At 50.6% G+C, this 19,023-nt stretch carries 18 protein-coding genes; 10 read left to right on the forward strand and 8 right to left on the reverse strand.

Going from position 1 to position 19,023, the window contains the following annotated elements; genetic code table 11:
- Positions 1–123 precede the first annotated feature (123 nt).
- Together ACOTSW_RS06935 and ACOTSW_RS06940 are read right to left on the reverse strand one after the other, a co-directional pair.
- On the reverse strand, positions 124–1,350 hold the full coding sequence (locus ACOTSW_RS06935; protein WP_423681819.1) for a DUF2863 family protein: 1,227 nt from the start codon (positions 1,348–1,350) through the stop codon (positions 124–126).
- A 65-nt stretch (positions 1,351–1,415) separates the two neighbouring features.
- Positions 1,416–2,108, reverse strand: coding sequence for a glutathione binding-like protein (locus tag ACOTSW_RS06940; protein ID WP_423681820.1), 693 nt, complete (start codon positions 2,106–2,108; stop codon positions 1,416–1,418).
- Between the two features lie 194 nt (positions 2,109–2,302).
- On the opposite strand from ACOTSW_RS06940, the gene ACOTSW_RS06945 reads away from it, so the two are divergent.
- On the forward strand, positions 2,303–3,193 hold the full coding sequence (locus ACOTSW_RS06945; protein WP_423681822.1) for a DMT family transporter: 891 nt from the start codon (positions 2,303–2,305) through the stop codon (positions 3,191–3,193).
- 100 nt (positions 3,194–3,293) lie between these two features.
- Here ACOTSW_RS06945 and ACOTSW_RS06950 read toward each other — a convergent pair whose 3' ends face one another.
- The 4 genes from ACOTSW_RS06950 to mfd form a co-directional block, all read right to left on the reverse strand.
- A complete protein-coding gene (locus ACOTSW_RS06950; protein WP_423681823.1) occupies positions 3,294–4,553 on the reverse strand; it encodes an acyl-CoA dehydrogenase family protein in 1,260 nt (419 codons plus the stop codon).
- An 83-nt stretch (positions 4,554–4,636) separates the two neighbouring features.
- A complete protein-coding gene (locus ACOTSW_RS06955; RefSeq protein WP_423681824.1) occupies positions 4,637–5,710 on the reverse strand; it encodes a phosphotransferase in 1,074 nt (357 codons plus the stop codon).
- A 329-nt stretch (positions 5,711–6,039) separates the two neighbouring features.
- Positions 6,040–6,900, reverse strand: a complete 861-nt coding sequence (gene serB / locus ACOTSW_RS06960) for a phosphoserine phosphatase SerB (RefSeq protein ID WP_423681825.1) — start codon at positions 6,898–6,900, stop codon at positions 6,040–6,042.
- A gap of 36 nt (positions 6,901–6,936) precedes the next feature.
- Positions 6,937–10,368, reverse strand: a complete 3,432-nt coding sequence (mfd, locus tag ACOTSW_RS06965) for a transcription-repair coupling factor (protein WP_423681826.1) — start codon at positions 10,366–10,368, stop codon at positions 6,937–6,939.
- Between the two features lie 119 nt (positions 10,369–10,487).
- Between mfd and ispD the strand changes: the two genes are divergently transcribed.
- Genes ispD through ACOTSW_RS06980 form a run of 3 tightly spaced genes read left to right on the forward strand, consistent with a single transcriptional unit; the run spans position 10,488 to position 12,063 of the window.
- The gene (gene ispD, locus ACOTSW_RS06970; RefSeq protein ID WP_423681827.1) at positions 10,488–11,195 is read left to right on the forward strand and encodes a 2-C-methyl-D-erythritol 4-phosphate cytidylyltransferase; all 708 of its coding nucleotides are present in this window, start codon (positions 10,488–10,490) and stop codon (positions 11,193–11,195) included.
- Positions 11,196–11,237: 42 nt separating this feature from the next.
- A complete protein-coding gene (gene ispF, locus ACOTSW_RS06975) occupies positions 11,238–11,741 on the forward strand; it encodes a 2-C-methyl-D-erythritol 2,4-cyclodiphosphate synthase (protein ID WP_423681828.1) in 504 nt (167 codons plus the stop codon).
- A gap of 49 nt (positions 11,742–11,790) precedes the next feature.
- Positions 11,791–12,063: a DUF4404 family protein gene (locus ACOTSW_RS06980; protein WP_423681829.1), complete on the forward strand. Its 273-nt coding sequence runs from the start codon at positions 11,791–11,793 to the stop codon at positions 12,061–12,063.
- 130 nt (positions 12,064–12,193) lie between these two features.
- Here the strand turns inward: ACOTSW_RS06980 and ACOTSW_RS06985 are convergent, their stop codons facing one another.
- Positions 12,194–12,769, reverse strand: a complete 576-nt coding sequence (locus ACOTSW_RS06985; RefSeq protein WP_423681830.1) for an SAM-dependent methyltransferase — start codon at positions 12,767–12,769, stop codon at positions 12,194–12,196.
- A gap of 339 nt (positions 12,770–13,108) precedes the next feature.
- Here ACOTSW_RS06985 and ACOTSW_RS06990 point away from each other — a divergent pair, with 339 nt between their 5' ends.
- From ACOTSW_RS06990 to ACOTSW_RS07015, 6 genes are all read left to right on the forward strand, one after another.
- Entirely contained in the window at positions 13,109–13,588 is a 480-nt protein-coding gene (locus ACOTSW_RS06990; protein WP_423681831.1) for an FKBP-type peptidyl-prolyl cis-trans isomerase, read from the forward strand.
- A gap of 321 nt (positions 13,589–13,909) precedes the next feature.
- Positions 13,910–14,188, forward strand: coding sequence for a DnaJ domain-containing protein (locus ACOTSW_RS06995; RefSeq protein WP_423681832.1), 279 nt, complete (start codon positions 13,910–13,912; stop codon positions 14,186–14,188).
- The gene (locus ACOTSW_RS07000; protein WP_423681834.1) at positions 14,185–14,784 is read left to right on the forward strand and encodes a hypothetical protein; all 600 of its coding nucleotides are present in this window, start codon (positions 14,185–14,187) and stop codon (positions 14,782–14,784) included. The genes ACOTSW_RS06995 and ACOTSW_RS07000 overlap by 4 nt, the downstream gene beginning before the upstream one ends.
- 9 nt (positions 14,785–14,793) lie before the next feature.
- Complete coding sequence (locus ACOTSW_RS07005) at positions 14,794–15,552, forward strand: hypothetical protein (RefSeq protein WP_423681835.1); 759 nt, start codon at positions 14,794–14,796, stop codon at positions 15,550–15,552.
- A 132-nt stretch (positions 15,553–15,684) separates the two neighbouring features.
- Positions 15,685–16,905, forward strand: coding sequence for a hypothetical protein (locus ACOTSW_RS07010; protein ID WP_423681836.1), 1,221 nt, complete (start codon positions 15,685–15,687; stop codon positions 16,903–16,905).
- 186 nt (positions 16,906–17,091) lie between these two features.
- Positions 17,092–17,718, forward strand: coding sequence for a hypothetical protein (locus ACOTSW_RS07015; protein ID WP_423681837.1), 627 nt, complete (start codon positions 17,092–17,094; stop codon positions 17,716–17,718).
- Between the two features lie 127 nt (positions 17,719–17,845).
- Here the strand turns inward: ACOTSW_RS07015 and ACOTSW_RS07020 are convergent, their stop codons facing one another.
- Complete coding sequence (locus ACOTSW_RS07020) at positions 17,846–19,006, reverse strand: iron-containing alcohol dehydrogenase (protein WP_423681838.1); 1,161 nt, start codon at positions 19,004–19,006, stop codon at positions 17,846–17,848.
- Positions 19,007–19,023: the final 17 nt, after the last annotated feature.

The following is a 19,023-nucleotide window of genomic DNA, read 5'->3' on the forward strand; positions in this document are numbered from 1 at the left end:
AATTGTGCTTGCCTGAAAAAATATCAATTCGGGCGAAGCTGAACAGAGAATTTTGCTGAGTATTCAAACGAAATAAACATCAGCCCAAAATAAAATTTCCGGGCTGATGAATGTCGGGAGGGGTCAGTGGAAGTGGGTTGTACCCGGAGACGGGGTGTCTTCCGGCATTTCAGGATGTACCAGTTCAGCATCACGGTCAGCAAACAAAGGTGTGCCGCAATCATCACAAAATTCCATCGCAAAAATTTCGTCTAACTGGATAATCTGACGAATGCCGCAATCCGCCAGTATTTCCGGGATTTCACCGATCAGTTTTCCGTTTTCATCGAGGCTGACCGCAGCAAGCTGATCTTCCGCCTGATAAAGTGGCCAGACCACGCCGTAGATCACTTCGGGAGCATCGCTAAGACAAAAGCTGATCCTGAACTCATCTACTTGCCCGGGGGTGTCCTGCACGCCGCAAGAGGCAATCACGATGCTGAGTTGTGACGCTTCTTTGTTCAATGTCTGCGTCAGATAAAAGACTGCCGAACGTATGGATGCCGGACGTATCCTGATGTCCGCTTCGCGACAAGCGGTGTAAAACGCTTCTGGTAACAGGAGTTCAATGCCACATCCAGGCAGCAGGTGTTTGATCGCAGGGGCAGCCTGTTCTTGCCATACAAGCAGGGAATTACTTTTTGCCTTCGCGCAATCATAGGGGGCCTCTAAGGCCTGCCATTGGAAAATCGGCGCTTCCGCTGGTGCCACCAGCACACCCAACACATAGCGTATATCTGCCAGAAATGGGACGGTTTGTGCGTGCTCTGTTTCAACCGGATAACTGCTGTCTTTCAGTAAAGCCATCGCGTGACGTTCCAGCAGCGCATACGTCTCGCAGTGATTGCGCGGTAACTGATCGATGGAATATAAGTGCGGGAGCAGACGCAGTCTGGTTGCAGGCATCAGCATATTGTTTGTGAGTTGCCCTGCAAGTTGCGACAGTATATCGGCCGGAATTGCCCCGGTTGCGATTTCAAAGCGGGTCCAGGCAAGCACTGGTGCTGCGATGAGTAAGGCGATGAATTTTTTGCCTTGTACTTCAACGCTGGCGCAGGTACTGACGGTTTCCAGTGTTTCAATCAGAACTTCATAACCATTCGGATGAGAAGCAAATAAATTCTCGGCCGCCGCATCAAGAATTTCCTGATGATGCTGCTTCAGATTTTTTAAAACATAGATATCAAGCTTTTCCTGCCAGGTCAGATCCTCGATACGACTCGCGGATTGAGCAACTGCCAGCGACAAATTCACCAGTCTCTGGCTTTCTGCGGCGAGCTTGATTCTGTTTCGTTTTACAGGTCGGCGCATATATATCCTGGTGGGAAACGGGCGGATTTTATCTTCGCCGCGCTTCCATCTGTGATTGGTTAAAATTACTTTTTAGCGTACTGGGTTTTGCCAAATAAGATGTCTTTTGATTTATCAGTTTCTAATGGTTTGCGTAAATTGGCGAGAACCTGTACGCCTCTCTGTACCGCCGGGCGCTCGCTGATAGTATCAAACCAGCGTTTTGCATCCGGAAAATCTGCCCAGTCTATCCCCTGATTGGCAAATGATCGCGCCCACGCGAAGACTGCAATATCGGCAATTGTGTACTCTTCGCCAGCGAGATAAGCAGTGCGCGCAAGTTTTTTATCAATCACACCGTACAGTCTTCGTGCTTCATTACTATACCGGTCGATCGCATATTCAATTTTTTCCGGTGCATAAATACGGAAATGATGTGCCTGACCCAGCATAGGACCGAAGCCACCCATCTGAAACATCAGCCATTGCAGTGTTTCATATTTTTCTCTGTCCGTGTTACCAAGAAATTGCCCTGTTTTTCCTGCGAGATAGAGCAAAATGGCACCGGATTCAAATAAGGAAATCGGCTGTCCGTCGGGGCCATCGGCATCCACAATCGCAGGAATTTTATTATTCGGCGAGATCGCCAGAAATTCCGGTTTGAACTGGTCGCCAGCACCGATATCAACTGGAATCGCGCGGTAGGCTAGACCGCATTCTTCCAGCATGATGTGAATTTTGTGACCATTCGGCGTCGGCCAGGAATAAACGTCTATCATCGTGTGCTCCTATGTGGATTTGTCGGTACAGGTGTCAGAGGCTGATCTGATGCGTTGTCTGACGCTTATTATGCAGAGGTTTGCTACTTTGCGCACAGTATCCTGATTTTAATTGTTGCAGATATTCCGCCTTACAAGACTCAGGAAATGATGGCATCATGCCGCATCTTTGTGCTGGCAGTATGTGTTGAACGATGAAAAAGACCGTGGTTGTGCCCCATATTCCTTATCTGGCTTTGCATTTTGCGATATTTTTGTTTGGCAGTGCCGGTGTGCTGAGCAAAGTGCTGGCGGTTTCTTCGTTATTACTGGTGTTCGGACGGACTTTGTTTGCCAGCCTCAGCCTGATTCCTTTGTTGCTGGTTCAGCGTGAATTTTCTTTTCGCGCTGTGCCAAAAACAGTGATTCTGTGCGGTGTTTTGCTGGCGGTACATTGGCTAAGTTTTTTTGCCGCGATGAAGGTGGCGCCTGTTACCTATGGATTGATGGGTTTTGCCAGTTTTCCTTTGTTCGTGACCTGGCTGGAACCCTGGTTGTTCAAGGAGAAACGGGATGGTAAGGACTGGTACGCGGCGTTCGCTGTTGTAATAGGGATGGCCGTGATGGTCAGTGATACCGGTGGCGGCGATATTGCGAATACGGCAGCACAATCGCCGGTGACAGGTTTATTGCTGGGTATTTTTTCTGGATTCAGCTTTGCGTTACTGGTGTTGGCAAATCGCTGGCAGGGCGGTCATATTGCACCGTTCCGGCTGGCATTTCTGCAAAACAGCGTTGCCACGCTTACCTTGCTGCCATTTGTGCTGGTGAATGGCGGGCTGAGTCAGATTTCTGCTAACGAATGGTGGGGGCTGGCGCTGATGGGCGTCGTGTTCACAGCGGTCTCGCATGGCTTATTCATGTATAGCCTGCGCCATGTTTCCACCCGATTCGCGAGTCTGATGACCTCGCTGGAACCAGTGTATGGAATAGCCATCGCTTACCTCGTGTTACATGAAACCCCGAATCTGCGGGCATTGATTGGCTGCGCTATCGTGATTTCAGCTACGGTGGCAGTATCGTATTGGCATGGCAAGGCGCACTGACACTGGAAATGTTGTGCGGATGGCGGGGAAGGCGTAAAAAAGGCGAAGATCATCTTCGCCTTTTTTATCTGAATGAAGGAAAATTTACCCGCAAAATCCATCAGGAGCGGGTGATAGGTAAGCCCAAATCTTCTTTCAGATCGATGTGTTTTGCCAGCTCCAGTTTTGCAATTGCGTTGCGGTGAACTTCATCCGGGCCATCCGCCAGGCGCAGGGTACGGTTGCCCGCCCATTGTGCCGCCAGTGGGAAATCGCCGGAAACGCCGCCAGCACCGTGTGCCTGTATCGCCCAGTCCAGCACTTGCTGCGTGACATTCGGTGCCAGCACTTTGATCATCGCAATTTCCGCCTGCGCGTGTTTGTTGCCGACCGTGTCCATCATATAAGCGGCTTTCAGCGTCAATAAACGTGCTGTATCAATCTGTATGCGGGATTCGGCAATGCGTTCACGCCAGATGCTTTGCTCAGAAATTTTCTTACCAAATGCCACGCGGCTGTTCAGACGCTTGCACATTAATTCCAGCGCACGTTCTGCCACGCCAATCGCACGCATGCAGTGATGGATGCGTCCGGGGCCAAGGCGGCCTTGTGCGATTTCAAAACCACGTCCCTCGCCGAGCAGAATATTCGACGCAGGGACACGTACATTTTCAAACAGAATTTCACAATGACCATGCGGCGCATCGTCATAGCCGAAGACAGGAAGAGGGCGCTTGACCGTGATCCCCGGTGTTTTTGCATCGACCAAGATCATCGATTGTTGCGCATGGCGGGCAGCGTTGAAATCGGTTTTACCCATCAGGATATAAACGGCGCAACGCGGATCACCTGCGCCGGATATCCACCATTTATGACCGTTGATCACATAATGATCGCCGTCGCGCTCAATGCGGGTTTCCACATTAGTGGCATCAGATGAAGCAACACCAGGCTCAGTCATCGCAAACGCAGAGCGGATTTCGCCCCGCAGCAATGGTTCCAGCCATTGCTTTTTATGCTCTTCGGTGCCGTAGCGTTCGATAGTTTCCATATTGCCGGTGTCCGGTGCGGAACAGTTGAACACTTCCGGCGCCCAGCCGACGCGCCCCATGATTTCGCACAAAGGGGCGTAATCCAGATTCGACAAACCCTCAGGTGCACGCGCTGACTTAGGCAGGAACAGATTCCATAAACCTTCCGCGCGGGCTTTCGGTTTCAGGTCTTCAATGATTTGTGTTGCGATCCAGCGGTTGCCATTTTCCAGGCCATTGCGGTCGATTTCTTCTTTATAGGCTTGTTCGTTCGGATAAATATGCTCATCCATGAAGCGTAACAGCTTAGCTTGCAGTTCTTTACAGCGATCTGAATATTCGAATTCCATTTTGTCTCCGGTTTTTGTTTTTGCGATGAAAATGAATTGCCTGCTGCTTGCGTTCTTATTCAATGTTAAGAACGATAAAATTATTATGCTTGTTTCTCTACGTAGCTCCAGCCCAGTTCCGCCATTGGTCTTGCCGCTTCGCCGGATTTTTTTGCCTGTGCGCTGGATGCGGTACCGTCCACATAACGCTTCATAATGCCTTGCAAAATACCCGCCATGCGGAACAGATTGTAAGCAAGATAGAAGTTGAAATCTTCAGGGCGTATCGTTTTACCGGTACGTTCGCAATACTTTGCGATGTATTCCTGCTCGGAAGGAATGCCCAGTGCTTTGTGATCAAGACCGGCGATGCCACGGAACTGTCCCGGTGTTACATGCCAGCTCATGCAGTGATAAGAAAAATCTGCCAGCGGATGTCCGAGTGTCGAAAGTTCCCAATCCAGTATCGCCAGAATTCGTGGTTCAGTCGGATGGAACATCATATTATCGAGACGATAGTCACCATGCACGATGCTGGTGTCATCACCGGCTGGAATATTGTGCGGCAGCCATTCGATCAGCTTATCCATCGCTTCTATTTTCTCGGTTTCCGATGCGCGGTATTGTTTTGTCCAGCGATCAATCTGACGCGCAAAGTAATTACCCGGCTTGCCGTAATCAGCCAGACCGATAGCAGCGTAGTCTATGGTATGCAGTTGAGCGATGACGCGGTTCATTTCATCGTAAATCTCACCCCGTTGGGCTGGCGTCATGCCTGGCAGAGACTGATCCCACAGCACGCGGCCATCGACAAATTCCATGATGTAAAACGCACGGCCGATCACGTCTTCATCGGCACACAGTGCGTATTGTCTGGCAGCCGGAAAGCCTGCTTTGTTCAGCGCGTTCATGACCTTGAATTCGCGTTCTATCGCGTGGGCGGACGGCAGCAACTTGGCGACAGGGCCAGGCTTCGCACGCATCACATATCGTTGATTGCCGGCAGTCAGTTTGAAGGTCGGATTGGACTGACCGCCTTTGAATTGTTCAACCACCAGTTGATCTGCTAATGAGGCATCGAAGCCTTCGACATGTTGCCGCATATAGTCGGCGAGTGCGCCGATATCAAATTTCTGACGATCAGCAACCGGCATGGTGCCCATGAATTCTTCAAACATCAATGTCTCCTGGCGGAAATAAATTGTTATGTGATCTTAACCCCGGAGGGACTCCGGAGCAGACAGTCAAAACTATTTTAACCTAAGTAATCGAACGTTCGTACTATTTTTATTTTGAAATAAATTGAAGAGACGGAATCCATCTTTCAGCATGGCGAGTGAAGGCTGTCGCATACACAAGCGCGTATGGTGAATGCAGACCTGGCAGTCGCGATGCAGTGACATTTGCGGGGCTGCAAACGCGGTATCTGCAGCCCTCAGGCGGGAAAATGAGAGGAAGAGGAATGACTGAACGGAATAAACCGGATAGCTACAAGTTCAAAACATGTTCAGAATAAATTCAGTACCCCATCAAGCCCGACAAAATTTAATGCGACATCGGCTTGTGCACGGACAACGGGTTTGGCACGAAATGCAACCGACATGCCTGAAGTCTTCATCATTTTCAGATCGTTCGCACCATCGCCCATCACAATTGCGTGGTCAGGTGTGATGCCCATCTCTGCGCAGACGCGTTCCACGGTATTTTTCTTTTCATCGGCGTCAACGATGCCGCCGACCACTTTACCGGTTAATTTGCCGTTCTCGATTTCGAGTACATTCGCGTTCGTGTAATCGAGCTGCAGGCGAGACTTCATGCGGTCCGTAAAGAAAGTGAAACCACCGGACACCAGCAGGGTTTTCAATCCTGCTTGTTGCACCGCTTTGAGCATCTTTTCTGCACCTGGAGATAGTTGCAAACGTTCATCATAGACGCGTTGCAGTGCGGAGGCATCGAGTCCTTTGAGCAGCGCGACCCGGCGCGTCAGGCTCTCGCGAAATTCGAGTTCGCCACGCATTGCCGCTTCGGTGATTTCCGCAACCTGTGGTTTCAAACCTTGCATATCCGCGATTTCATCGATGCACTCGATAGTGATCAGCGTCGAATCCATATCCATCGCCACCAATTTAAACTCACTAAGGGCGCGGGCTTGTGTTTGCGCGGTTACATCCAGCTCAGCGTCGAAGCATTGCTGCTGTATCTGCGCCCATGCCGCATCATCAAGGCTGACGCCATTCAGACGCAGCGCGTAGTCATTCAACTGGCTGGATGCCTTTGCCTTGCTGTGATCGATAATTTCTTGCAGTAAAGCCTGATGCGGCCCATGGATGGGGCGCACGCCTTGTATGGTCAATTGTGTGATGGTCATGAACGGATTAATAAGTAAGAAAATCTGTGTGATAAATCAATGCAGCGCTTTAAGCGTGGTCTTGATTTGTGCCACCCGGCTCGCCAGGTCAGGCATGCTGGCCGTGATGCGCAGTTTGTCCTGACCATTCAAGCGGATGTGTTTATTTTTTTGTACCAGCTCGATAATGCGCATCGCATCGATCGGTGGCTTTGGTTCAAATTGCAAAGTCGCTGCTTCGTTGTGGGCATCGATTTTGATGATGCCCAGTGGTTTCGCTGCCACCCGCAATCTGTGTGTTTCCAGCAGGGATTTGACCTGTTCCGGTAGCTTACCGAAACGATCGATCATCTCTTCCTGCATATCATCGATCGCACTGGCTTTATTGCAATTCGCCAGGCGCTTGTATATCGACAGCCGTTCATGAACGTCACCGCAGAAATCGTTTGGCAACAAAGCTGGAATATGCAGATTGATTTCAGTGGTGGATGAGAGAGGTGAGGCAAGATCTGGTTCTTTGCCGTTCTTCAGTGCGCGTACTGCTTCATTGAGCATGTCGGAATACATCTGGAAGCCGATCTCATGCATTTCACCGGATTGATTATCACCAAGCACCTCACCGGCACCACGAATTTCCAGATCGTGCATCGCCAGATAAAAGCCACTGCCGAGCTCTTCCATCTGCTGAATCGCCTCCAGCCGGCGATTTGCCTGTTTGGTCAGTCCTTGCACATCATGTACCAGCAAATACGCATAGGCCTGATGATGTGAACGGCCGACACGTCCGCGCAACTGGTGTAATTGCGCGAGACCGAATTTATCGGCGCGGTGCATGATGATGGTGTTCGCAGTCGGCACGTCGATACCGGTTTCGATAATAGTGGTGCATAAAAGAATGTTAAAACGCTGGGCAACGAAATCACGCATGACTTTTTCGAGGTCACGTTCATGCATCTGACCGTGCGCCACCACCACACGTGCTTCCGGCAGCAATGCTTCCAGCATGGCTTTGCGGTTTTCTATCGTTTCCACCTCGTTGTGCAGGAAGTAAACCTGACCGCCACGTTTCAATTCGCGCAGACAGGCTTCGCGGATCACGGAATCATTTTCACTGCGAACGAAAGTTTTGATCGCCAGACGTTTTTGCGGCGCTGTCGCAATGATGGAAAAATCACGCAGACCTTCGAGCGCCATGCCCAGCGTGCGCGGAATCGGCGTTGCAGTCAGCGTCAGTACATCGACTTCGGAGCGCAGTGATTTCAGTGCTTCTTTCTGACGCACACCGAACCTGTGTTCTTCGTCGATGATTACCAGGCCCAGACGGGAAAATTTTACGTCGTCCGACAATAGCTTATGTGTACCGATCACAATATCCACCGTACCATCGCCCATCCCTTTGATTGCCTGATTGATTTCTTTGCCGGAACGGAAGCGCGATAATTCAGCGATTTTGACTGGCCAGTTAGCAAAGCGGTCTGCAAAGGTCTGGGCATGCTGTTCAGCGAGCAGGGTGGTCGGTGCCAGAATCGCGACCTGTTTGCCACCCATGACCGCCACAAAGGCGGCGCGCAGTGCAACTTCGGTCTTACCAAAGCCGACGTCGCCGCAGATCAGACGATCCATAGGCTTGCCCGAAGTCATATCACCAATCACGGCGTTGATGGCTGCCGCCTGATCCGGGGTTTCATCGAAACCGAAACTCTCTGCAAAAGCTTCGTAATCCTTGGCTGAATATTCAAATGCATGACCGTGACGTGCGGCGCGGCGGGCATACAGATTCAGCAGTTCTGCCGCCGTATCGCGGATTTGCTGAGCCGCCTTTTTCTTCGCTTTTTCCCATTGCCCGGAACCCAGCGTGTGCAGAGGCGCATCGTCCGGTGAGGCGCCGGAATAGCGTGAGATAACGTGCAGTTGCGATACAGGTACATACAGCTTGGTTTCTTTCGCGTATTCGAGATGCAAAAATTCAGTATCGCCTTCGCCCAGATCCATGCTGATCAGCCCCATGTAGCGCCCGATACCATGATTGCTGTGCACGACAGGATCGCCGATTTTCAGCTCGGATAAATCGCGCACCATGTGCTCGACTTGTGTTGTGGCTTCCTGTTTCTTGCGGCCTATGCGTTTGCCGCTGCCTGCATACAGTTCGGCTTCGGTAATGAAGGCCAGATCTTCTGCCAGAACGAAACCGGCATGTAGGGGCGCAACGCCCAGCATCAGTTTGGCGTTGGCTGTCGCAAAATCAGCATAGCCCTCGCACAGGCTGAGCTGGATATTGTATTCATTGAAGTACTGCTGCAAGGTCTCACGACGACCGGCAGTTTCCGCGCAAATCATTACGCGTTTATCCGTTTGTAGCAGGAAAGAACGTAAATTTGTCAGCGGATCATCTGCGCGGCGATTGACAGCGATATCCGGCAGGAAGCCCGATACTTCAGATGCCGCAGCGTTTTTTTCAGTGTCAGCAATGACCCAGCGCGCCTGCGTTTTCAGCGCCGCAAAAAAATCTTCATCACGCAAAAAAACAGATTCAGGCGCCAACACCGGGCGCTCACGATCCGATTTCAAGAATTGATAACGCGAACGTGTATCGGTCCAGAAACGCTGTATCGTTTCGTCGATATTGCCGACCAGCGCGAAATGTGGTGCTTCTGGCAGATAATCGAACAGTGTAGCGGTTTGCTCAAAAAATAATGGCAGATAGTATTCAATACCGGCAGACGCAATGCCATTGCCCATGTCTTTGTAAATCGATGAGCGGGATGGATCGCCTTCAAATGTTTCGCGCCAGCGGCTGCGAAATGCTACCCGCGCCGGCTCATCCATAGGAAATTCACGTCCTGGCAACAGGCGCACTTCTGGCACCGGATACAGCGAACGCTGGGTATCAGCATCAAAGGTGCGGATGGTTTCTATCGTGTCGCCAAATAAATCAAGTCGATACGGCAATGCGGAACCCATAGGGAATAAATCGATCAGGCCGCCACGCACCGAATACTCACCGGGCGACATCACCTGGCTGACATGGCTATAACCTGCCAGCGTCAGCTGAGATTTCAGCTTCGCTTCATCCAGCGTGTCACCCTTTTTGAAAAAGAAAGTGTACGCAGCGAGGAATGATGGCGGCGCCATGCGCAGCAGGGCGGTGGTCGCCGGCGCCAGCAAGACATCGCAATTGCCGTTCTGAATTTCATACAGGCTGGCGAGGCGCTCAGAGACCAGATCCTGATGCGGTGAAAAAGCGTCGTAAGGCAGGGTTTCCCAGTCCGGCAGCAAATGGCAGCGTAACTCAGCGTTGAACCACGGGATTTCGTCCAGCAGCCTCTGGGCATCGCCGGGATTGGCGACGAACACAGTCAACATACGTTTTTCTGACTTCAGTGCGGTGGCGGCTTGCGCCAGAGCATACGCATCTGAAGACCCATGCAGATTCGGAAGTACCAGACGATGTCCGGCTTTGGCGAGGGATTTACTGAAATCAAATGACATTGCAGCTAGACAAGAAGATACCGTAAAACGCTCTTACGGAACAGGATACGCGGTTAAAATGAGCGTCTAATTATAAACGAAGGGGCTGCTTGCCATCAGGCGGCCCGCGATCCGGCTCTATGACTGAAGAATTTAAACAACAGCAACAACCTGCGCCGCGCTATGTGGCGCTGATTCCGGCTGCAGGTGTTGGCACGCGTATGGGGGCAAATTCTCCGAAGCAGTATCTGACGATCGCTGGCAAGTCGATACTGCAGCATGCGGTGAATGCTTTGATGAATTTTCCGGGCATCAGTCACACTTATGTGGTCGTCAGTGAAGACGATGCATTTGTTGATAATTTTTTGCAAAAGGCCGATCAGCTGACTGTGTTGCGCTGTGGTGGAGCGACCCGACGAGACAGTGTGCGCAATGGTCTTGCCTATCTGGCGGATCAACTCGATGCACATGACTGGGTGCTAGTGCATGATGCTGCACGACCGGGATTGACACCCGCCCTATTGCAGAAATTAATCGATCAGGTTGGATCACATCCGGTCGGCGGTTTACTTGCTCTGCCAGTCGTGGATACGGTCAAACGTGTTATCGATGGCAAAGTAGCAACCATTTCTCGAGATGGTCTGTGGTTGGCGCAGACGCCGCAGATGTTTCGTTATGCAATGCTGTGCGATGCACTCGATCAGGCTGAGCAGGTAACAGATGAATCGAGTGCGCTGGAACTGATGGGGTATGCACCGTTGCTGGTTGAGGGCCATGCCTGCAATATGAAGGTAACCTTACCCTCGGATCTTCTGATGGCGACCCAGTATATGCAGAGAAATAAGTAATAACAGGCAGAACAGATAAAACAGATAAATTGAGGTTGTTTGATGAAAAATAAGATGCTTCCTTTCCGCATAGGGCAAGGTTATGACTGTCATGCGCTGGTGTCTGAACGGCGGCTGATCATCGGCGGTGTGGATATTCCGCATACAAAGGGCTTGCTTGGTCATTCCGATGCAGACGTGTTGCTGCATGCGATTACCGATGCGATTTTCGGCTCGGTGGCGCTGGGAGATATAGGGCGACATTTTCCCGATACCGATCTGCGTTTTAAAGGCGCCGATTCGCGTGTGTTATTGCGCGAGGCAGTACTGCGTTTACATGCGACAGGTTATGTGATCGGCAATCTGGATGCGACCATCATTGCGCAGGCTCCAAAGATGGCTCCGCACATTGCTGCCATGGTGAAAAATATCGCGGATGACTTGCAGGTTGATATCAGTCAGGTCAACATCAAAGCCAAAACGAATGAAAAACTGGGTTACCTCGGGCGTGAAGAAGGTATCGCCGCAGAAGCGGTGGTACTGGTGTTTCGCACGGATAGTCAGTAAGCTGTTCAGCTGAAGCGGAAAACAGTTGGAATAAAAAAGGAAAATAAAAATGAAACATGAAAATCTGAAACAGTTGCTGGCACAAGCACATCAACAACTGGCAGGAACAGAAAAAGTCGATGATGAGTTAAAGGCGCTGCTGGAAAACTTAAATCAGGACATCCATCAGGTGCTGAGTTCCGAACAGCAGCATGATGTTTCTGTGTTTGATACACTCAGCGAGCGTTCTCTGGCGTTGTCGGCGAAATTCGCTGCGGAGCATCCTAAGCTGGAACCCGTGTTGCGTGAACTTGGTTCGATGCTGGCGAAGATCGGCGTTTAAATCAGCCGTCTCTGCCGTTTGTCTGCGCAGACGATGCAAGTCAAGAAAAAAACCACGATAGCGAATGAACGCAATCGTGGTTTTTTTCGAGTCGTCATTCAGTAACTACGACCGCATCGCCGATGCAGCCTCAGTCAAAGCCGTATTCTCCGGGCGGTGCTTCTCCGGCGAGAGCGCTGGAATTCCATGCCAGACCTTCGCCTTTGCGTACCAGTTCGTCGGCATATTCATACACATTCGGGCAACCAGTTTCAGCAATCAGTGTTTTGACGATCGTGACTTTCCAGGCATCAACACATGCTGCCTGAAACTGGCAGACCAGATAGCCAGGCTTGTCGCCGTAAAAATCGACCAGTAAGCCCGGCAACTGATCGGCTTCCGCATTAATCAATCGTTTTGCGCTGCCCGCTTTGTTTTTGATTGTGCGCGATTTCGCTAACGCTGCCTGAACCCGGCGTTTGATCATGGCGTGATCCACCGCTTCTTTTTCATCGAGCGTCCAGATCCGGGCGCGAATCTGCGATTTAGGGCTCCATCCGGCACGTGCCAGAAATTGGCCGGAAGACGAACGGACCAGCGCGGTTGCACCGGATTTAATTCGCTCGCCAAATTTACCGTCGATGCGTTCAATTGCTGAAAGATAAATCCAGGGTTGCCCCTCCAGCAATGCTTTTTCTTTGCCTTGTTTGATCGTGATGATGAGCATAGCGGTTCCGGATGCGGGTGAAATGAAAGGCGCGGAATATACCCTGTTTGTACTTTTCTTGCTGTTTCTTTTTGTTTTTTTGTTGAGACCGCATCCGGATTTCGTTGCTTCTGCTATCGCAGCGTATTTGCATACACTAAGTCCAGCGCTATTTCAGTCAGAAAAGCCGTCTCTGCTACAATACAGCCCCTGTTCCGGGTCGGGGATGCTGATTTTGATTGCAAAAGAGCGTAGTATTTTCTTTGCATGTCTTTAAATCCGCGCTTTCGATGCTATCTGTGCAGCACGCTCTGAGCGCCGCCCTTGTTCAAATTTACCCACACTTACACGATATACGCCATGCAAATTAAAGCCAACTCCGTTGTCAGCCTGAATTACACGATGTTCAATACGAACGGTGACATCATTGATCAGAACCGTGACCCTATTGTTTATCTGCACGGTGATTACGATAATATTCTGCCTGCAGTTGAAGCCGCGCTGGAAGGTAAGAAAGTCGGTGAGAAAGTGTCCGTGGTACTGGCACCGGAAGACGCTTTTGGTGAAATCTCAGAAGAATTCGTGCGCGAAGAAGATATCAGCGCATTTCCACCCGATATCGAAGTCGGCATGATGTTTGAAACCCGCGATCCGGAAACCGAAGAAACGATGCAGTTCCGCGTCACAAAGATTGATGCCGGTGTTGTGACTGTGGATGGCAATCATCCGCTGGCAGGCATGACGATACGCTTCGACACCGAAGTGCTCGATATCCGTGAAGCGACTGACGAAGAAATCGTCCACGGTCACGTCCACGGCGAACACGGTCACCACCATTAATCCCGGCGACTGACTTGTTGTCGGTGACAGTTGATTCTGCTCGGCATCAATACTGTGCAGAACGCAATCTGTCAGTTTACATATACTCCCCAGGGTATATGTAAACACCCTTGATTAATATAGGGGAAATGCTTGTTTTTGCTGCATACTCCCCAAAATCATCTCATTTTTGGCGCTCAGCGCGATGTTTTTGCAGAGCCGCTGTTCACGCAGGTTGCGCCTGCTGCACATGCAGCGCTCATATTGCCTGAATTGTGTCGCCTGATGCCAATAGCTGCTATGGTTCTGCGAGTGTGAATGAGAAATGGAAGCGAAAAGCAGATGAAAGATTATTACGTCATTCTCGGTGTTGCGCCGAATGCGTCATTGTCGGATGTGAAAAAAGCCTTCCGCCAGAAAGCGGCAGAGTTCCATCCTGATCGGAATACGTCGGAACTGGCACCGGAAAAATTTCATGCGGTCAAAGAAGCCTACGACATTTTGTCTGACGATGCGGCGCGTGCCGCTTACGATGAAAATCGTCGCCGTAACTTGCTCGATTCGCCGCTGGAAACGGCGACTGACATCTGGAAGCATTATTTATCAGGAGTATTGAAGTGAAATTGTCCCGTTTTTTTGAAGATCTGATGGCGGTATATAACGCTGAAATCGAAGATCTGAAATCAGATTCCGAAGGCAAAAATGTCCTGAAGGCGCGGTTGCGTGAAAAAGGCGAACAGCTGCCTTTGTTGTTGCCGATGATGGAATCAAATCCGGAAATGCTGGCATCGGCCTTCCACATGGGATTTATATTCATGAATCCGCTGGCGCTGGAAAGCCTGATAACGAAGGAAGAAGCCAAGCTGCCAACGTGGAAAAGTTTATCCGCTGCCGTCAAGCTCGAACCATGGGCAGAACCGCTGAGCAAAATTGTGTTGCAAGAAGCGGGAGGTGAAAAGTTTCTGGTGATTGCGGCAGCACTTGAATATCTGAATCGCGGCCAGCAAACACGCAAACACAGCGCCACGAATACGCTGGAAGCCGACGACGAAGACAAAGAAATCAACGACGCCGATGAAGAATTGAAAGAAAACGGCGACCTCGATGGTAACTACGGTCGCCACGGCCGCGACGATGGCGATGATGGTGACGATTACGATCTTGACGAAGCAGGCGCAGACTGGCTGGCTGAGCAAGGTTTCGACCGCAAAGACTAAGGATAAAACATGAGCTTACCTGCATTAATTGAAGCGCAAAACCTGATCATGGCGGGCGATATCGCCGGTGCCGAATTCGCACTGGCTAACATTGCAGAAACCGAGGGTGACAAAGCGCTGGTCGCCGCGCTGGATGATTTTCCGGCCAAAGATTTGCTGGCGATTATCCGCGAATACGATGCGTCCAAAGAGTCGCTGGTAAATTTGCTGGTGACGCCGGAACAATTCGCGCAAGCGGTCGTGCTGGAACGCCGTTATGGCGATCAGACACATGAACAATTACGCGGCATGATCAACTCCGTTATTTTCCGCGAAGGTGCTGATCCTGCAGAATTTTTGTACGAAATCGCCGAAGTTGACGGCGGCTACGATGCGCTGGCTGACTACCTGATGGATCGTGCACCGATGGTCGAGCATTTTTATAAATACGCGACATTCGATTTATACGAATACGGTGATGGCGCTAAAACGCAGGCGCAGGAAGACGATCTGATGAATCTGGACCGGGATACTGAAAGTCTGGCGTCGCCGCTTGATATGGCAAATCTGGAAGATCATGACTGGATGCAGGTCACCTATCTGCTGCGTTACGAGTTACCGGAAATTTTCCGTGAAGTGCTGATGAAGCTGCGCGCCCGCTATAAAGCGTATCTGGCAAGCCAGCAAAGCGATGAGCTCGAAGGCGGCGAGGGCGAGGCAGAAGAAGATGAACGTCCTAAAAATAATGATGACGGTGACGACAAGGATGACGAAGAATCCGCGCTGTAATTTGTTGTCGGCATCCTGAATCAATGCAGAGCGCGGTGATCGTGTTCTGCATTTTTTGTTAGTTTCCCTAATTCCGGTAAGTTGCTTGCGCCAATGTGCGTCAGCAGCGAGTAAAAAGCGAGTGAAGATACGATGACAGCCTCTGTTTACGATATTGCCCTGATTGATAACCGGCCATTTTTTGAGTCAGCATTGCGCTATGGCGTACAAAAAGCCATCATCGCCAGCAGTAAGATTGCTGCGATCGAAGCCGAAGCGCCGAAAGGCATGGTGCAGATTGCAGAAGCGTTTGGCAGTAAATATCTGCGCCCCGAAATCGAACTGGCACGCAAGCGCATCGTCAACCTGGCGAGCCTGTATCTGATCGAAACATCCAAAGGTGACCTGGAGCTGGCCGCCAGACTGATCCGTGATAATACTTTTCTGAGCCTGTCACGCGGCGGCTCCGGCTTGTTGAAAGCCTTGTTTGCAATGCCGGAATATGCTTTGCTTGGCCGCGAAACCAAAGGCAAGGTCGAAGATTTTCTCGATGCCTGGTCGCTCAAAGAAAAACCGCAGGAATACAGAAATGCGCTCGAACACCGCCAGCTCAACGCGCTGGAAATTCAGGCTGGATACTGGTTTGGCGAATGGCTGGGGCTGACGCCGGCTTATCTGCAGGAGGAAGATGTGGAAGCCGTGGGCGTGGTTCGCACCGCCTTGCTGGCACGCATGTTTGGCGGCCCTGATGCCACGATCGAGAATCAGATTCAGTTTGCGACCTTGCTGGAATCAATACGTGGGATGACACCGGCGAAACGCAATAAAGCGCTGGCATCGGCCGATTTATCGGATGTGCCGTCTGAATTGTTGCCGGTGGCGGAACGTGTCATTGATGAAATCAAACAACACGATCTGCCCATGCTGCAAAACAAAGCAACGCCACTGGCACAACTGGTGTTTGCGCTCAAAGAACGTTATTACCTCGGCGATCATGAAATCGAAGATACCTCGGAATACGATGCGCTGGTATCGAAAGAATGGACGCGTCTGACCAAAGGCAAGACCGACGTCGATTCGCTGATGACCCTGTTTTTATGTATCTCAGCCGGTGTGCCGCCGAAAACCACGCTGACCGAAAAGGCTGCAAAAACCATCATCAAACAATTCCGCAACGAAGGCTTTAATCATGCGCTGGCGACCGCCTGGATCAAAGAATCCGCGCCGCACGAAAAACAGGAAGGCTTGCTGGAAGACTGGGATAATTTCATCGAAGAAGCCAATCAATACCTGCTCGACGACTGGGACACCTACCTGACCGGTGCAATCCGTTTCCTGACGATGCACTGCCATATTCAGAAGGCGGGGAAATAAGTTGCTCAAATCTTTGGTAAAAAAGGAATTTGAGCTTTCATCGGAGTGATGATTTATTAGTACTTTTTGGGTTTATGGGTTTAGAGTGTGTTCATTAGCGAAATTTAGTGCGGGATTCAATGTGTGTGGGTAATTTTTACTGTTTCGCGTTGAAATTTATTTTTGCTGAATCTAAAACAAACATTTATGACTTCTAATGCTGACGAAGGTGCTCGTAAACACGGTCATCAATCTGAATTGATTGATGAGTTTGATTTGCTTCTCGGTAGATCTATTCGGACTTTTCAAGGGTTGGAACAAACAATTGAACATAGGCTTCTTCAATTGGCCGCCGCCAGTTCAAAACCCCGCGGTGAAGTGGTCGAGCTTCTGAGAATAGCGATTGCTGAAGCCCCTTTTCGTACCAAACGGCGATTGCTGGAGATGCAGATAAGTTATCTCCCCTCAAGACCAGAGTATAAAAAGTGTTGTGAATTGCAAAAGACAAAGGTGGCACTTGAGCTTGAAATGGAACATGCCAATTCAGAAATTAAACGAATTGGAGATATTGAGAGCGATAGAAATAAATTTGTTCATTCTCACTGGTTTGTTCTCGGTCAGCCTAAAGACAGTACCGATATTATTCCGGTTTTACGATCGAAGACGAAAGCTCACCCTAAAAATCCTTCGCACGCACTGGAAGAGTTTTCAGTAAAAAATTTTCGTGACTTTCTGTCAGATGTCGAGAATGTTGATAAAAAGTTGTCGCAAGCGACGGGAAGGCTATTAGGCCTATTAGGCTATGACGAGGATAGAAAAATACCGAAAGCTTGAAACAAATTGCTAGCGGGTTATGTTTAGATGCTGCCAGACTCATCTTTACTCATTTAGTAACAGAGACGCGACGCGTAACCTGAGACCCAAAAGGGCGACTTCGAAAGTCGCCCTTTTTTTGAGTTGCTTACAAACTCAATTCCAACACCTGACGGCTGACGTCCAGCGTGACGTCGCGTTTTTCACCGATGGTCAGCATGCGGTGAGATTCCAGTGCGGCGATGACAGGGGGGATATCGTCTGCGCCGAGCTGGTAATCGCTGAGGCGGGTTTTGACGCCCATTTGCTCAAAGTAATCCTGCATGCGGCTGATGGCGGTGTCGATGCGACTGTCTTCGCTACCTTCGCGGATATCCCAGATGCGTTCGGCGAATTGCAGCAGCTTCGCGCGTTTGGCTTCTTTACGTACGCGCAGCATGCTAGGCAAGACGATGGCGAGTGTCTGGGCGTGATCGATGCCATGCAGGGCAGTCAGTTCGTGGCCTATCATGTGGGTCGCCCAGTCTTGCGGCACGCCGGTAGAAATCAGGCCATTTAAGGCCATCGTGGCACACCACATCAGATTCGCACGCACGTCGTAATCTTCTGGATTGGCGAGGGCTTTCGGGCCTTCTTCGATCAGAGTTTTGAGCAGGCCTTCGGCGAAACGATCTTGTACCGGTGAATTGACCGGATAGGTCAGATACTGTTCCATCACATGCACGAACGCATCAACAGCACCGTTGCCGATCTGGCGCGGTGGCAGGGTGTAGGTAGTGGTCGGGTCGAGAACCGAAAATTTAGGGAAGCAATGGCGGCTGCTGAACGCGAGTTTGGCTTTGATCGATTGACGGGTGACGACGCCGCCATCATTCATTTCTGAGCCTGTTGCTGGCAAGGTCAGGATGCTGCCGAAGGGCAGGGCTTTCGTCACGTTGCGACCATGTTTTTCCATAATCGTCCACGGGTCGCCGCCTTCAAACAGCGCTGCGGCCGCGATGAATTTAGTGCCGTCAATGACCGAGCCGCCGCCGACCGCTAGCAGGAAATCAATGTTGCCTTGCTTGATAACATCGACCGCTTTCATCAGCGTTTCATAACTTGGGTTAGGTTCTATGCCAGCAAATTCGGTGACGCTGCGGTCGCCGAGCGCGGCGATGACCTGGTCAAAAACGCCGTTTTGCTTGATGCTGCCGCCACCGTACAGCAGCAGTACTTTGGCATCTGCCGGAATGGCTTGATGGATGTCGGCGATGCGGCCTTTGCCGAACAGGATGTGAGTCGGATTGTAGAAATCGAAATTCAACATGGGCGTCTCCTTGAGAA

Origin of the sequence: Undibacterium sp. WLHG33 (assembly GCF_049544815.1) — a bacterium.
Taxonomy (GTDB): domain Bacteria; phylum Pseudomonadota; class Gammaproteobacteria; order Burkholderiales; family Burkholderiaceae_D; genus Undibacterium.

What these genes read in the sequence shown, in the direction of transcription:
- ACOTSW_RS06935 (WP_423681819.1), bottom strand. Translation starts at nt 1,350, where the DNA reads ATGCGCCGACCTGTAAAACGAAACAGAATCAAGCTCGCCGCAGAAAGC.
- ACOTSW_RS06940 (WP_423681820.1), bottom strand. Translation starts at nt 2,108, where the DNA reads ATGATAGACGTTTATTCCTGGCCGACGCCGAATGGTCACAAAATTCAC.
- ACOTSW_RS06945 (WP_423681822.1), top strand. Translation starts at nt 2,303, where the DNA reads ATGAAAAAGACCGTGGTTGTGCCCCATATTCCTTATCTGGCTTTGCAT.
- ACOTSW_RS06950 (WP_423681823.1), bottom strand. Translation starts at nt 4,553, where the DNA reads ATGGAATTCGAATATTCAGATCGCTGTAAAGAACTGCAAGCTAAGCTG.
- ACOTSW_RS06955 (WP_423681824.1), bottom strand. Translation starts at nt 5,710, where the DNA reads ATGTTTGAAGAATTCATGGGCACCATGCCGGTTGCTGATCGTCAGAAA.
- serB (WP_423681825.1), bottom strand. Translation starts at nt 6,900, where the DNA reads ATGACCATCACACAATTGACCATACAAGGCGTGCGCCCCATCCATGGG.
- mfd (WP_423681826.1), bottom strand. Translation starts at nt 10,368, where the DNA reads ATGTCATTTGATTTCAGTAAATCCCTCGCCAAAGCCGGACATCGTCTG.
- ispD (WP_423681827.1), top strand. Translation starts at nt 10,488, where the DNA reads ATGACTGAAGAATTTAAACAACAGCAACAACCTGCGCCGCGCTATGTG.
- ispF (WP_423681828.1), top strand. Translation starts at nt 11,238, where the DNA reads ATGAAAAATAAGATGCTTCCTTTCCGCATAGGGCAAGGTTATGACTGT.
- ACOTSW_RS06980 (WP_423681829.1), top strand. Translation starts at nt 11,791, where the DNA reads ATGAAACATGAAAATCTGAAACAGTTGCTGGCACAAGCACATCAACAA.
- ACOTSW_RS06985 (WP_423681830.1), bottom strand. Translation starts at nt 12,769, where the DNA reads ATGCTCATCATCACGATCAAACAAGGCAAAGAAAAAGCATTGCTGGAG.
- ACOTSW_RS06990 (WP_423681831.1), top strand. Translation starts at nt 13,109, where the DNA reads ATGCAAATTAAAGCCAACTCCGTTGTCAGCCTGAATTACACGATGTTC.
- ACOTSW_RS06995 (WP_423681832.1), top strand. Translation starts at nt 13,910, where the DNA reads ATGAAAGATTATTACGTCATTCTCGGTGTTGCGCCGAATGCGTCATTG.
- ACOTSW_RS07005 (WP_423681835.1), top strand. Translation starts at nt 14,794, where the DNA reads ATGAGCTTACCTGCATTAATTGAAGCGCAAAACCTGATCATGGCGGGC.
- ACOTSW_RS07010 (WP_423681836.1), top strand. Translation starts at nt 15,685, where the DNA reads ATGACAGCCTCTGTTTACGATATTGCCCTGATTGATAACCGGCCATTT.
- ACOTSW_RS07015 (WP_423681837.1), top strand. Translation starts at nt 17,092, where the DNA reads ATGACTTCTAATGCTGACGAAGGTGCTCGTAAACACGGTCATCAATCT.
- ACOTSW_RS07020 (WP_423681838.1), bottom strand. Translation starts at nt 19,006, where the DNA reads ATGTTGAATTTCGATTTCTACAATCCGACTCACATCCTGTTCGGCAAA.